Here is a 13,984-nt window from a genome sequence, read left to right as displayed (position 1 = left end):
TTGTGGCACGCTAATATCGCCTGCTGCCCCTTGGTCGCAGCGCCGGGTGATCACGCTCCGGCGGCGTATGTGCCGCTTCGAGCAGCGCCATCGCGTCGTCCGGAATCTGTGTCACATCGACGCCGCCGCGGCGCATCTCCTTCAGCGCGGTGCGGATCGCAGCGTCGCGCGCCATCATCTCGCGGCCGGTGCGCGCGGGCATGTCGATGTGGCGGCGCGGGCGCCGGCGGCCCATCGCCTCCAGCCGCGCCATCTTCAGCACCTGCAGCGCCTGCATCAGACGATCGATATCGACATCGGGCTGCGCTTCCAGCTCGCGCACGGCGCGCTCCGCCAGCGCGTGGAGCCGCTCGGCGAGTTTTCGCAATTTGAGTTTCTGCGAGGCGCGGGCGGAAGGCACCGTGTCGGTGGCGCGCGGGGCGAAGAGCGGGCGCTTCCAGCCGCCGTCGCGGGTCCAGCGGCAGATCGAGGCGCGGCCGACGCCGGTTTGCTTCGCGATCTCGCCATAGGTCAGCACCGTCGTCTCGATCAGGCGGCGCACCTGCGCGCATTTGGCATCCCCATGCGGCCGCCTTGAGCCGCGCACGTGCGGGCCGCCCACAAAGGCATCCGGCGCCTCGGGCTCATCGGGCGTGACGCGAAGGCGGATGATGGGGCCGAAGAAAGGATGGGTCATGCCAAAGAATATATACCTAGGCGCGGAATTGCGCAAGCGGGCGTGCGACGTCCCGTGCATCGCCGTCCGTCGTCGCCGATTTCGTAGGAGGCGCGCATCCGGTCACTTGGCTGCACCTGTGATTGCGCGATAGGCTGGCACACGTCGATCGTGCCTGGCTCACAAAGAGGGGGCGGCGCGATGCGGAGGAAACCCGGCGGGAACGGCAGGGGGATTTCATGGCAGGTGTCGATTATCTGATCACCGCGCGCGGCATCTCGGGCGCTGCGTTCAACGAGAATGTCGGCACCATCCGCTATCTGCGGGTGCCGACCAATGTGGCGATCCCGACGCCGGCGATGGCGACGTCCAGCAAGACCGATCTCGCCAAATGGGTGAAGGAGGTGCGCGACATTGCCGACGGCGATCCCAACCAGAATTCGATCAGCGTGGCCGGCGACATCCTCGTCTTCATCCACGGCTACAACAACGATCTCGACATCATCATGAAGCGCCAGCGCCAACTCGCGAAGGATCTCAAGGCCGAGGGCTGGAAGGGCCTCGTCATCGGCTTCGACTGGCCGAGCGACAACGAGACGCTGGCCTATTGGCAGGATCGCTCCAAGGGCGCCGAAGTGGCGGTGAAGCTGGTGAGCGATTGCATCACCGTGCTGGCGCAGGGGCAGGAAAAGGACTGCGTCACCAATGTGCATCTGCTCGGCCATTCCACCGGCGCCTATGTGGCCATGGAAGCCTTCGTGCAGGCGGAGAAGGACGGCGCGCTGTTCAAGAGCAACTGGCGCGTCAGCCAGGTCGCCTTCATCGCCGGCGACGTGGCGTCGTCGAGCCTGTCGGTGAATGATTCCTGGTCGGGGCCGATGTTCAAGCGCATCCTGCGCCTGACCAACTATTCAAACCCCTATGACAGCGTGCTGGCGGCCTCCAATGCCAAGCGGCTTGGCGTGGCGCCGCGCGCGGGCCGCGTCGGCCTGCCGGCGGACGCGCATTCGAAAGCCACCAATGTCAATTGCGGGGACTATTTCACCACACTCGATCCGAAGAAGAGCACCTTCTTCGGCGACTTCACCCATTCCTGGCATATCGGCAACCGCGTCTTCGCGCGCGACCTCGCGATGACCCTCGAAGGCGCCATCGACCGCGATGCAATCCCGACACGCGCGGTGGTCGGCGGCGCGCTGATGCTGCAGGACAGACCGCGGCCGAAATTCATGGCCGACTGGGGCATCAAGGCCGCCGCTACCCGCGGCGGCGCGCCCCGCGACGGCACGGGCGTGCTGAGCTAGCGCCGGGCGCGGGGCTCCGGCGTGGTGCCCCGCTCAACGTTTCGACTTGGCTTTTGACTTCTTGGTCTTGGCCTTCTTGGTCTTCGCTTTCGCTTTTTTGACCTTCGCCTTCGCGACCTTCTTGGTTTTGGTTGTCTTGGCTTTTGCCTTTTTGGCTGACGCAGCCTTTGCCGTCTTCTTCGTTGTTTTCTTCTTGGCTGTCTTCGTCTTCGCCTTCTTCGCTACAGCCTTCGCCGCCTTTTTCTTCTTCGGCGGACGCACCGGTTCGTCATCGCTGTGGGTTGCGGCATTGACGGTCCAGTTGGACGCCGGGATCGTGAAGAACATCTCGCGCCGCCGCGACTTGAATCCGCCGGGCTTGAAATAGCTCTCCGTCCATCGGTCGTCCGGATCGAGGAATACCTTTTCCGGCTTCTCGCCTTTCTTGCGCTTGCTGGCGACGTCATTGGCGACATCGCGGAAATAGAAATGCCGGAACAGCCGGTCGAACTCGGTCATGTAGATGTCGGCCACGCGGGTCGAGCCGCGGATCAGGATCATGTTTTCGTCATTGGTGGTCAGCGATCCCTCCGAGAAATTCGCCGAACCTGTGCAGATCAGGGGATCGTCGCTCAAGGGATCGATCAGCAGATATTTCGTGTGGACGAAGAAGATATTGCCTTCGTCGCGGGTGAGCTCCTCCTTGAGAAACCAGCGGTCGAGCGGAAACTCCTTCACCTTGCGCTTGGCGACCAGCTTGCCGTCGACCACCTTGAACTCGGCGCCCAGCACGGCGCCGAACGAGATCTGCAGGTCGCGGTCGCCCTTGAGCGCCTTGCGCTCGTCGGCGGTGGGCGGCTTCTCCTTGAGCACGAAGCGCAGGAAGTCGCGGTCGCGCGCCAGCGGCTCGATGAAATCGGCGGCGACGTTGAAGGCCGCCGTGAACATGATCGACGAGGTGGCGTCGCTCATCCGGTCGGCATACCAGTTCAGCATCGACGCCGTCTGGCGCGGCGAGAAGATGCAGGTCTGTGATCCCTCTTTCACGAGGGCGGGCGGGTAGGGCGAGATCTCCGCGACGCCTTCCTTCGCGGGCTTGCCGGTCGGGTTGTCGCTCAGGATCGTCCAGTATTTCAGGTATTGTTCGGCGACGTCGCTGTCATGGACGAGGTGTCCGACATTCGACTGGCCGAGGAATCCGGACGGCGTGATGTTGGTCGAGCCGGTCCACACTTCTTGCGGCGCGTCGCCGTCGAGCTTGATGATGAACTTGTTGTGCGGGATCGGCGGCCGCGTGCGCCAGATCACGACCGGCTCGCCATTGTGCTTCGCCTTGACGTCGAGGCCGGCGGCCTTCATCGCCTTGCGGTTCTTGCCCTTCTTGTCGTCATGCACGATCAGCCGGACATCGAAGCCGTCATCGATCTTGGTCTTCAACGCTTCGATGATGGGGGCGTAGGTGAATTCGTAAATACAGGCGCGCAGCGCCTCGCTCTTCTTCGTCGTGTCGATATAGTCGAGGCAGGCCTCCAGCAGGCCGCGCGAGAGCCAGACCGTGTGCTCGTCCTTCGGGTTGTCCATCTCCGCTTCGGTCGGCTTGTGGTTCTTGAACTTGCGCGCATAGGCCTGGCTGGCGATGGCGCCGCGGTTGAACCAGATGCCGTGTTGACCATCGTCCTCCTTCTCCGTCGTGACGGTGAAGGCGAGCTTTTCGGTGTCGCGCAGTTCGGGCGCGGTCGGGTCGCCAAATACGGGGATGACCTCGAAGTGATAGGTCGTGCCGGGCTCCGCGGTGTAGTCGCTCCAGAGGAAACTCTGGATCGGAAATTTGTCGGTGAAATACTCTCCGTGCTCGGTGTCGGGCTCTGGCTCGACCTCTTCGAACACCTTCAGCGATCGCAGGAATTCCGGCTTGCCGGCGCCCCTGGCGCGCTGGAACGCAAATCCCAGCAGCCCCTTGCACGCGGCCTCGTCGCAATTGAGGGCGATCATGATGGCGCGCGTGCCCGCGATCGCGCTCGCTTCGAAAGCTCCGGCAGACGTCGTGACGCGCATGGCCCTGTCCCCCCGTTTTCGATGTGACGCTGATGCTCGCCCAACGCCGTATTTTGGTCAACCTATAGAAGATTTGTGACAGGATGCACGCTTAAGGGGTGCGGGCGAGGGACTGTGTGACGTCGTGCCGGGTGCGCGAAAGTGGACACGGATCTGCAGTCTGCGAACATGGTCGCCTCATTGGAAACGATGCGTTTCCATCGTTTCCCTTTTCTTGCTCCCATTCACGCCTAAATAGGTGGTCAGCAAACCCACCCTGAGTATCCGTCCCATGAAGAACATCGGCTTTCTCTCCTTCGGCCACTGGACCCCGTCGGCCTCGTCGCAGACGCGCTCGGCGGGCGATGCGCTGCTGCAGTCCATCGATCTCGCCGTTGCTGCCGAGGAACTCGGCGCCGACGGCGCCTATTTCCGGGTGCATCATTTCGCGCGCCAGCTCGCCGCACCGTTTCCACTGCTGGCCGCGGTCGGCGCGCGCACCAAGAAGATCGAGATCGGCACCGCCGTGATCGACATGCGCTACGAGAACCCGCTCTATATGGCGGAGGACGCCGGGAGCGCCGATCTCATCGCAAGCGGGCGGCTGCAGCTCGGCATTTCCAGAGGCTCGCCGGAGCAGGTGATCGACGGCTACCGCTACTTCGGCTACGCGCCCCCCGAGGGCCAAACCGACGCCGACATGGCGCGGCGGCACACCGAGGTGTTTCTCGACGTCCTTCAAGGCAAGGGCTTTGCGCAGCCGAATCCCAATCCGATGTTTCCGAACCCGCCGGGCCTGCTGCGGCTCGAGCCGCATAGCGAAGGCCTGCGCGAACGCATCTGGTGGGGCGCCTCCACCAATGCGACGGCGGAATGGGCGGCCAAGCAGGGCATGAACCTGCAGTCATCGACGCTGAAGATCGACGAGAGTGGCAAGCCGTTTCATGTGCAGCAGGCCGAGCAGATCCGGCTCTATCGCGACGCCTGGAAGGCGGCAGGGCACACGCGCGACCCGCGCGTGTCAGTGAGCCGCAGCATCTTCGCGCTGGTGGACGACCGCGACCGCGCTTATTTCGGCCGGGGCGATGAGGGCGAGGACAAGGTCGGCTACCTGCACGGCACCGAGCGCGCCATCTTCGGCCGCAGCTTTGCAGCAGAGCCGGATGCACTGATCAAGCAGTTGAAGGGCGACGAGGCGATTGCCGAGGCGGATACGCTGTTGCTGACGGTGCCGAACCAGCTGGGCGTCGACTACAACGCCCATGTGATCGAGGCGATCCTGAAACACGTCGCGCCCGGCATGGGCTGGCGGTGATCTTTCTTACCCTCCCCCGCGCGAAGCGAAGCTTCGCTAGGCGGGGAGGGTCGGCGAACGAAGTGAGCCGGGGTGGGGGTAGCCCCACACTAGGGCGGAGTTTGTGGCACCCCCACCCGACCGGCCCAATAAGAAAGAATTGGGCCGGCCACCCTCCCCGCAAGGGGGAGGGTAAGATCACGGCACGCTTTGGCCTTACTTCTCAAACCCAACCTTCCTGATCAGTGCAATCGCCGCCTTCTGGCTGGCAGCGATCGCATCGATATCAAGCGTATCGCTCGGAAACGCTCCCATCGCCGCCACCAGCGGCGCGCTCTCGGCATCTGATGTGACCGGATATTCCAGTTCGGCAGCCGCGTAGATTTTCTGCACCGCCCGCGTCACCAGGAACTCCAGAAACGTCAGCGCGGCCGCGCGATGCGGCGCGTGTTTCGCCAGCGCTGCGCCGGTGAGGTTCACATGCGTGCCGCCGCGCTCGAATGTCGTCGGCACCGTCTTCACCTTGTTCGCCCAGGCCGTCCACTCCGCGCCTTCGCGGCCGTCGCGCAATTGTGCCAGCGCCACGGTATTGGCGATCCCGATGCTGCAGCGGCCTTCCGCGAGCTGACGGATGACGTCGTTGTCCTTGCCTTCGGGCGCATGTGCGAGATTGGCCTTGATGCCGTGCAGCCAGGCTTCGGTGGCGTCGGCACCGTGATGCACGAGATAGGCCGCAATCAGCGCGACATTGTTTTGATGCAAGGGCGAGCGGATGCAGAGCTGGCCGCGAAAGCGGGGATCGGCGAGATCCTCATAGCGGATCGCGCTTAGTGGTGAGTCATTGCGTACGACGACCACGCGCGGCCGCACCGACAGGCTGATCCACTCCGCGCCGCGCAGTTGTGGCGGGATTGTCTTCTTGAGCAGCGGAGAGGTGGTCGGTTGCGACAGATCATTCGCGGCGAATTGCGAGGTCTTGTCGAGGCCGATGGTCATCAGCACGTCGGCGGGGGAGACGTCGCCCTCGGCCTTCATGCGCGTGACGAGATTGTCCTCGATGTAAGTGAGCTTGACCGTGATGCCGGTCGCCGCCGTGAAGGATGCGATCACCGGTTCGACGAGTTGCGGTTCGCGCGTCGAATAGAGATTGATCTCTTCGGCGCGGCTTGTGGCCAAGCCGAAGAGGAGGAGCGACGACGCAAGCGTCAGAGCCAGCGGTAGTGCCCGAACGTTGCGTCGTCGCGATGGTCGCATTCTGTTGCCTCAGAACTTTACCGTCGCTGCCAGCGAGAAGCGCCGCGCATCGCCAAGGGCAACGTTGGGAAGGCTCACTGCCGACGGATAGTAGACCTTGTCGAAGATATTCTTGATGTTGAACTGATAGATCACAGGCAGAGTCTGGTATTTCGTCTCGTAGGTCGCAAAGGCGTCGGCCACCGTGTAAGACGGCAGCACGAAGCTGTTTGCAGCATCGCCGGGACGATCGCCGACATAATGTGCACCGGCGCCGACGCGCAGACGACCCGGCAGCATCGTGCCGAAATCATAGACGAGATACAGCGACCCGGTGTTCAGGGCGACATTCTGCAGGTGGTTTCCGGTGTATTGCGAGTCCTGCGTCAAGATCGCATCGGTATAGGCATAGCTGGCGATCATGCTCCAGCTATCAGTCAGTTTGCCGGTCACGTCGACTTCGACACCGCGTGAGCGCGCCGCAGCCGCGGTGCGTGCCTCGTTGGTCGTGGTGACCGTATTGTATTGCGACAGCATCACGTTCTTTTTGTCGATGTCGTAGAGCGCGACCGTGCCTGACAGGCGCTTGTTGATATCGAACTTGATGCCGGTCTCCCACGACACGCCTTCCTCGGGCTTCGTCTGCGAGTCGAAGACCGCGCCGTTGGGAGCGATGGTCGAATTCGGCTTCAGCGATTCCGTGTAGCTGGCATAGAGCGAGACTTCGTCGGTGACCTTCAGGATCACGCCGCCGAGCGGCAGTGCCTTGTTGCCGGACAGATCCGTATTGGCGATGAACGGATTGCGCCCGCGCCCCGCCAGCTGGTCGAACGTCATATAACGCACGCCGCCGACCACGGCGACCCGATTGGTCAGATGCAGCGTGTCCTGGAAGAACAAGGACTGCGTGCTGAGCTTGTCGGTCTGGTCGCTGTCGGTAGCGACAACGGTGGTGCCGGGCAATTGCCGATCATAAACCGGATTGAAGATGTTGAAATTCGCAGCCCCCTGCCGGACCAGATCCTTGCGGTAGATCACGCGATACTGGGCATCGCCGCCGAACAGCACTTCGTTGCGCATGCCGCCGATCCAGAATCCGCCTTGGATATAACCGGTGCCGAAGCTTGAAGACGTCAGTGCGCCGTAGGTGCCGTCATTGCTGCGCGTCGCGATGCCGGTGGTCGGATTGACCACCGTATTGCGGAGCTGAGCGGCATTATAGGTTTCGACGTTGTAGCTGTAGCCGGCATAGACCTTCCAATCCTCATTGATCTTCTGATCCACAGACGCCTGGACGAGATCCGACGTGCCCCACATGCTGTTATAGGGTTCATCGATGCGGCGCGTCGCCGGAATGGCGAATGGCGCCTTGGTCACGCTGTTGAAGGCCGTGCCGCGATCGAACGGCGAATAGAAGTCGCGGTGTTCGTAGTTGATCTGAACCGTGGTCGTGTCGCCATACCAGGCCAGCGACGGCGCGTAGAGTGTCTCCTTGCGGGTGCCGAAGTTGCGCCAGTAGTCTTCGTTGATTCCATAACCGACGAAGCGATAGGCGAGTCCGTCCTTGCCCAGCGGTCCGGTGATATCGATGGTCGCATTGGCCCCGCTGCGCGAACCGTAGGTCGCGCCTTCCAGCGTCACCTCGCCGTGCTGATACAATTCCGGCCGCTTGCTGATGGTGTTGACGATGCCGCCGGGATCCATGATGCCGTAGAGCAGCGACGCCGGTCCCTTCAGCACTTCGATACTTTCAACAGCAGGATTGAACGAGCGGCCCTGCACGATCGGCATGCCGTTGCGCATGATCGAGCCGTCGCGGTTGTCGCCGAAACCGCGACGGATCACGGCGTCCTGCGTGCCGGCCAGCGTATTAGTCTGGGTGATGCCGCTGATGTTGACCAGCGCGTCATCGAGATTGCGCGGACGCTGGTCGCTGATCACCTGCTGCGGCACGACGTTGACGACCTGCGACGTGTTGAGCGGCGACGTCGCGCCGCGCAGCGTCGTCGCATTCGGCATCGCGCGATAGCCGAGGATCTGTTCGTATTTCGCGGCGGCGGCAGCGATAGCGCGCTCGGTCGGTGTCGGCGGGGCGGGCGGCGGCGTGGCATTGCGGCGTGCGGCGACAGCTCGCGCCCGGCTCGGAGTGGCGCTCGCAGCACGTGCGGGCCGGCGCGCCTGTGTCGGCGATTCGACGGTGACCGGCGGCAGCATCGTATTCGTCTGTGCATTGGCGATCGAGGCCCCGGTCACATAATCGCCGAGCAGGAACGTCGCGCCGATCAACCAATACGCGCGGCGCAACTTGAAGATGCTGCGTGCGTTGCTGTTGAGATTGCAATGGTTGTCCGTCGTCACGTTGTGTCGCCTTCGCGTTTGAGAAACATGCGCAGGCGATCTAGCAGTAGCTTTGAATGAAAACTTCGAATGGGAGGTTGAATCGCTCTAAAGCGACGAGATTGGCGAGCCTGTGTGTCTTCGGTGATGCAGTCGCAAGGTGAGCCGCGACACGATTGAACAATCGACGTGCATTTTGAGCAATTTGTAGCACGCGCGTGTGAGCGCCATCGGCACGCTGTGACTCCGTTTCAGAATTTGCACATCGCAATTCGGAATCTTGAGTCAGGCTCTGCGAGCCTGGAACGTTTCAAAAGACAAGAGCCGCGCCATCATACGATGTGCGGCTCTCTATGAAGCGTCGCGAGTTGCGGCGAGACGTTTCGTTGCAACTCGAAGCTGTGGAGATTAGGTTCCCGCCTTCACCTGCGCGACGGCCTCAGCGGTCAGCTGATCCATCTTCACGCGGAGCTGCGGCTCGGTGATCGCGATGCCCTTGGCGGTCAGATCGGCGAGCACCTTGCGCACCACGTCGCCGTCGCCGGCTTCCTCGAAATCGGCTGCGACGACTTCCTTGGCATAGGCGGCGGCCTCGTCGCCGGACTTGCCGAGCTGTTCGGCGACCCACAGGCCCAGCAGCTTGTTGCGGCGGGCCTCGGCCTTGAACTTCTGGCTTTCGTCGAGCGCATACTTGTTCTCGAAGGCTTCGCCGCGCTTGTCGAATGATGACATGGTTAAAGTTCCCGTCGGGGTTGTTGGGCGGTCAGGACGACGTTGTAAACGCCGGTTCGGAGCTTAAATAAGGTCGAGATACCGTTGGAACAATCGGCCGCAAGGTCGCAGGCAAGACGGTATCGGGCGAGGCTTATCGGACCAGGCTTGCGCGAGGTTGGGGTAAACCCCCACTGGGCGGGCCGGGTCGATTGTACTGGCAGGGCCGATCGGGTAGGTTGCCTGCAGGCCCGGTTCTCGTTCTGTTTCTTCCCGTTCCTGGCCTTCACGGCAGCTCCGTCGTGGGTCGATCCCGTTATTCGGAGCACACCACATCCATGGATTTCAACAACACCCGGTACATCCCCATGAGCCGTCGACGTCGCATTTATGAAGGCAAGGGCAAGGTCCTGTATGAAGGCCCGGAGCCCGGTACCCTGATTCAGCACTTCAAGGACGACGCGACCGCGTTCAATGCCAAGAAACACCAGGTGATCGAGGGCAAGGGCGTCCTCAATAACCGGATTTCGGAATACCTGTTCCAGCATCTGAACGACATCGGCGTGCCGACCCATTTCATCCGCCGGCTCAACATGCGCGAGCAGCTGATTCGCGAAGTCGAGATCGTGCCGCTGGAAGTCGTGGTCCGTAACGTGGCGGCGGGTTCGCTGTCGCAGCGCCTCGGCATCGAGGAGGGCACCCAGCTGCCGCGCTCGATCATCGAGTTCTATTACAAGAACGACCAGCTCAACGACCCGATGGTCTCGGAAGAGCACATCACGGCGTTCGGCTGGGCCACCCCGCAGGAAATCGATGACATCATGGCGCTTGCCATCCGCGTCAACGACTTCCTCACCGGTCTTTTCCTGGGCATCGGCATCCGCCTCGTCGATTTCAAGATGGAATGCGGTCGCCTGTTCGAAAACGACATGATGCGCATCATCGTCGCCGACGAGATCTCGCCCGACTCATGCCGGCTGTGGGATATCAAGTCGAACGAGAAGCTGGACAAGGATCGTTTCCGCCGCGATTTGGGCGGCGTGCTGGAGGCCTATACCGAGGTCGCCAAGCGTCTCGGCATTCTCTCTGAAAACGAACGCCCGATGGGCACCGGCCCGGTACTGGTCAAGAGCTGAGGATATCACGTGAAAGCCCGCGTAACTGTTACCCTGAAGAACGGCATCCTTGACCCGCAGGGCAAGGCCATCGAAGGCGCGCTGAAATCGCTCGGCGTCGATGGCATTGCCTCTGTGCGGCAGGGCAAAGTGTTCGACATCGAACTGAACGGCGCCGACAAGGCGAAAGCCGAAGAGGCGCTGAAGGCCGCGGCCGACAAGCTGCTGGCGAATACGGTGATCGAAAACTATCGCGTCGACGTGCTCTGAGCCAGGTTATCGCTATGAAATCCGCCGTTCTCGTCTTCCCCGGAATCAACCGCGAACGCGACATGGCGCGGGCGCTCAAGCTGGCATCGGGGCAGGAGTCCACGATGGTCTGGCACGCCGAGACCGCGCTGCCCAAGGGCACCGATCTCGTCGTCGTCCCCGGCGGCTTCTCCTATGGTGACTATCTGCGCTGCGGCGCCATTGCGGCGCGCTCGCCGGTGATGGATGCGGTGCGGGCGTTCGCGGCTGACGGCGGCCTCGTGATGGGCGTCTGCAACGGCTTCCAGATCCTGTGCGAGTCCGGCCTGCTGCCGGGCATCCTGATGCGCAATGCCAAACTGAAATTCCTGTGCCACGACGTGCATCTGCGCGTCGAACGGTCCGACACGGCGTTTACCCGTGGCTACAATGCCGGTCAGGTGATCCGCGTGCCGATCGCCCACGGCGAGGGCAACTACACAGCCGATGCCGAAACGCTGAAGCGCCTCGAAGGCGATGGCCGCGTGCTCTATCGCTATTGCTCGCCGACGGGCGAGGTTGGCGATCTGCACAATATCAATGGCGCCGCCGCATCGATTGCCGGCATCGTCAGCGAGAAGGGCAACGTGCTCGGCATGATGCCGCATCCGGAAAATCACGTCGAAGACATCATGGGCTGCACCGACGGCCGCGGTCTGTTTGCTGGTCTTGTCGAGCATCTGGAGCGCGCTGCGTGATCGCTGCTGTGGCGCGGCTGTCGAAGCTCGCCGCAACGCTTGCGCTCGTGCTGGCTACGAGCGTCTCGGCATCTGCCGATGATTATCCCAAACGCCCCATCACGATGATCGTGCCTTTCGCGGCCGGCGGCACGTCGGACGTGATTGCGCGTGCGGTGGCTGAGCAGATGGCGGCGACGCTGGGCCAGACCATCATCATCGAGAATGTCGTCGGCGCCGGCGGCTCCACCGCGCTGGCCCGCGCGGCGCGGTCTGCCCCCGACGGCTACACCATCGCCATCGGCAATGCCGGTACCAGCGCGGCGACCTACACGATCTATCCGAAATTGTCCTTCACGCCGGACTCCTTTGCCTCCATCGGCATGGTGGCCAAGACCTTCGGCGTCGTGGCGCTGCGCAAGGATTTCCCGGCGAGTGATCTCAAGGGCTTCATCGCCTATGCCAAAGCCAATCCGGGCAAGGTCAATCTCGGCCATGCCGGGATCGGCTCCTCGAATTACCTGATCTGCAAGAGCTTCGTGCAGGCCGCCGGCATCGACGTCACGCTGGTCGGCTATCGCGGCGCGGCGCCCGCGCTCACCGATGCCATCGGCGGGCAGATCGACGGCGTCTGCGATTCTGCAGCCTCCGTCTCGCAGGCCATCGACGACAAGCTGGTGAAGGGCATCGTGGTCGGCTCGACGGTACGGCTGGCGACGCTGCCCGAGCTGCCGACCTCGGCAGAAGCAGGGCTGCCCGACTTCGAGGCGCAGGGCTGGAATGGCCTGTTCGCGCCGAAGGGGACACCGCCAGAGATCATCGCCAAGCTGAACGCCGCTGCTCGCGCGTCGGTTGAGAGTGATCTGGTAAAAAAGCGTTTCCAGGATCTGTCGACCGTGGCGCCCGACGCCAATGAGCATGCACCGGAGGTGCTGCAGCAATTGGTGACGCGCGATGTAGCGAAGTACAACAAGCTCCTGACGCCGTAATCATCCCTTGCTCGAAGCTGTGCCATCTCGGTACGGCTCAAATTTTCAGCGCCGCCCATTGCCTCATTCACGGAGCGTCGGCCTGGTATTTGCCTCTGCCAAGGTCCTTCTGCAGGTCGCCGCCTGCGATTGTCGGGTCCAGCACGATGTTTCTGGCCAGGCCCCGGCAGGTTGCTTTTGGCGCGAGGTGGGCATCAAATAGCACGCAAAGGTCGTAAGGCTCGGTCGAAAGCGACCTGAAGCAGACTTTCCGAGTCTATGATGGCCACGTCTATTGCGGCGCGTGGTTTCTGAAGTGCTCGACGGTTGGCTACCAGCGTGTCTCGGCAGTTGGAGAAGCTGCATGATGAACCGAAGGCAGGTACTCGTGGATTTGGCGCTCCAGGGCGGAGGCTCGCATGGCGCATTCACGTGGGGTGTCCTCGATCGGCTGCTTGAGGAGTCGTGGCTACAAATTGCCGGCATATCCGGAACATCGGCAGGAGCGATGAATGCCGCCGTTCTGGCGGACGGCTGGACTGCCGGCGGTGCCGACGGAGCACGCGAGGCCCTGGACAAATACTGGCGGCGCGTCTCGCGTGCCGCGGCCTTCAGTCCGTTTCAACGCTCCCCCCTCGATCGCCTCATGGGACGCTGGTCGCTCGACACTTCTCCGGCCTATCTCTTCGCCGATCTGATGTCGCGCGTTCTGTCGCCTTATGATCTCAATCCGCTCGGTTACAATCCGCTGCGCGAAATACTGGCCGAGAGCATTGATTTCGAGCGTCTCGCCGGTGCACCGATCAAACTCTTCGTAACGGCCACGCGGGTACGGACAGGTCGCGGGCGAATTTTCCGTAACGCCGAGATCACCGCGGATGTGTTGCTTGCGTCGGCATGCCTGCCAACGATGTTCCGCGCGATCGAGATTGAAGGCGAAGCCTATTGGGATGGGGGCTATGCAGGCAACCCCACGATCACGCCGCTTGTTCGCGAGACAGATGCGCAGGACACCATCGTCGTGCAGATCAATCCGACCGAGCGACTGGAGGAGCCGCGCACGGCTGCGGACATTCTCAATCGTCTCAATGAAATTTCATTCAACTCGCCGCTGGCAAAGGAGCTGCGGATGATTGCGCTGCTTCGTCAGGTGGCGGATCCCGGCACCGGGGAGGGCGCCCGCTGGGCTCAAATGAAGACGCACCGGATCAAGAGCGATCTGCTCGCGACTTTCGCCGCGTCATCCAAGCTCAACGCCGAATGGGCCTTCCTATCCAAGCTGCGCGACGAGGGGCGGCAAGCGGCCGGCGACTTTCTCGACGCGCACGGCGCCGATCTTGGCGAGCGTTCGACGGCCGATCTCGACATCCTGTTGGCGGAGTGCTGACG

Annotated in this window: 12 protein-coding genes; 7 read left to right on the top strand and 5 right to left on the bottom strand. The window is 62.6% G+C overall.

The window, feature by feature from the left end; genetic code table 11:
* Nucleotides 1-10: 10 nt before the first annotated feature.
* Nucleotides 11-676, bottom strand: a complete 666-nt coding sequence (locus tag AB8B02_RS15835; protein WP_439064390.1) for a hypothetical protein — start codon at nucleotides 674-676, stop codon at nucleotides 11-13.
* Between the two features lie 218 nt (nucleotides 677-894).
* Here AB8B02_RS15835 and AB8B02_RS15830 point away from each other — a divergent pair, with 218 nt between their 5' ends.
* Nucleotides 895-1,959 (top strand): alpha/beta fold hydrolase, encoded by a 1,065-nt coding sequence (locus tag AB8B02_RS15830; RefSeq protein ID WP_439064389.1) that lies wholly within the window; start codon nucleotides 895-897, stop codon nucleotides 1,957-1,959.
* 33 nt (nucleotides 1,960-1,992) lie between these two features.
* On the opposite strand, the gene AB8B02_RS15825 is transcribed toward AB8B02_RS15830, so the two are convergent.
* Entirely contained in the window at nucleotides 1,993-3,993 is a 2,001-nt protein-coding gene (locus AB8B02_RS15825) for a phospholipase D-like domain-containing protein (protein ID WP_439064388.1), read from the bottom strand.
* 271 nt (nucleotides 3,994-4,264) lie between these two features.
* On the opposite strand from AB8B02_RS15825, the gene AB8B02_RS15820 reads away from it, so the two are divergent.
* On the top strand, nucleotides 4,265-5,287 hold the full coding sequence (locus AB8B02_RS15820) for an LLM class flavin-dependent oxidoreductase (RefSeq protein ID WP_439064387.1): 1,023 nt from the start codon (nucleotides 4,265-4,267) through the stop codon (nucleotides 5,285-5,287).
* A 195-nt stretch (nucleotides 5,288-5,482) separates the two neighbouring features.
* Here AB8B02_RS15820 and AB8B02_RS15815 read toward each other — a convergent pair whose 3' ends face one another.
* The 3 genes from AB8B02_RS15815 to AB8B02_RS15805 form a co-directional block, all read right to left on the bottom strand.
* The gene (locus tag AB8B02_RS15815) at nucleotides 5,483-6,520 is read right to left on the bottom strand and encodes a substrate-binding domain-containing protein (RefSeq protein WP_439064386.1); all 1,038 of its coding nucleotides are present in this window, start codon (nucleotides 6,518-6,520) and stop codon (nucleotides 5,483-5,485) included.
* Nucleotides 6,521-6,529: 9 nt separating this feature from the next.
* Complete coding sequence (locus AB8B02_RS15810) at nucleotides 6,530-8,857, bottom strand: TonB-dependent siderophore receptor (RefSeq protein ID WP_439064385.1); 2,328 nt, start codon at nucleotides 8,855-8,857, stop codon at nucleotides 6,530-6,532.
* 387 nt (nucleotides 8,858-9,244) lie between these two features.
* On the bottom strand, nucleotides 9,245-9,568 hold the full coding sequence (locus AB8B02_RS15805; RefSeq protein WP_093756490.1) for a DUF1476 domain-containing protein: 324 nt from the start codon (nucleotides 9,566-9,568) through the stop codon (nucleotides 9,245-9,247).
* 347 nt (nucleotides 9,569-9,915) lie between these two features.
* Between AB8B02_RS15805 and purC the strand changes: the two genes are divergently transcribed.
* The 5 genes from purC (at nucleotide 9,916) to AB8B02_RS15780 (ending at nucleotide 13,982) form a co-directional block, all read left to right on the top strand.
* A complete protein-coding gene (purC, locus tag AB8B02_RS15800) occupies nucleotides 9,916-10,683 on the top strand; it encodes a phosphoribosylaminoimidazolesuccinocarboxamide synthase (RefSeq protein WP_170849540.1) in 768 nt (255 codons plus the stop codon).
* A gap of 9 nt (nucleotides 10,684-10,692) precedes the next feature.
* Entirely contained in the window at nucleotides 10,693-10,932 is a 240-nt protein-coding gene (gene purS, locus AB8B02_RS15795; protein ID WP_439064384.1) for a phosphoribosylformylglycinamidine synthase subunit PurS, read from the top strand.
* Nucleotides 10,933-10,946: 14 nt separating this feature from the next.
* Complete coding sequence (gene purQ / locus AB8B02_RS15790; protein ID WP_309948809.1) at nucleotides 10,947-11,648, top strand: phosphoribosylformylglycinamidine synthase subunit PurQ; 702 nt, start codon at nucleotides 10,947-10,949, stop codon at nucleotides 11,646-11,648.
* A gap of 8 nt (nucleotides 11,649-11,656) precedes the next feature.
* Nucleotides 11,657-12,616 carry a tripartite tricarboxylate transporter substrate-binding protein gene (locus AB8B02_RS15785; protein ID WP_439064660.1) on the top strand — a complete coding sequence of 320 codons (960 nt, stop codon included), beginning with the start codon at nucleotides 11,657-11,659 and terminating at the stop codon, nucleotides 12,614-12,616.
* Between the two features lie 346 nt (nucleotides 12,617-12,962).
* The gene (locus tag AB8B02_RS15780) at nucleotides 12,963-13,982 is read left to right on the top strand and encodes a patatin-like phospholipase family protein (RefSeq protein ID WP_439064659.1); all 1,020 of its coding nucleotides are present in this window, start codon (nucleotides 12,963-12,965) and stop codon (nucleotides 13,980-13,982) included.
* Nucleotides 13,983-13,984: the final 2 nt, after the last annotated feature.

It is taken from the genome of Tardiphaga sp. 862_B3_N4_1, assembly GCF_051811085.1.
GTDB classification, from domain to species: Bacteria; Pseudomonadota; Alphaproteobacteria; order Rhizobiales; family Xanthobacteraceae; genus Tardiphaga; species Tardiphaga robiniae.
This window is presented reverse-complemented; position numbering and strand designations above follow the sequence as displayed.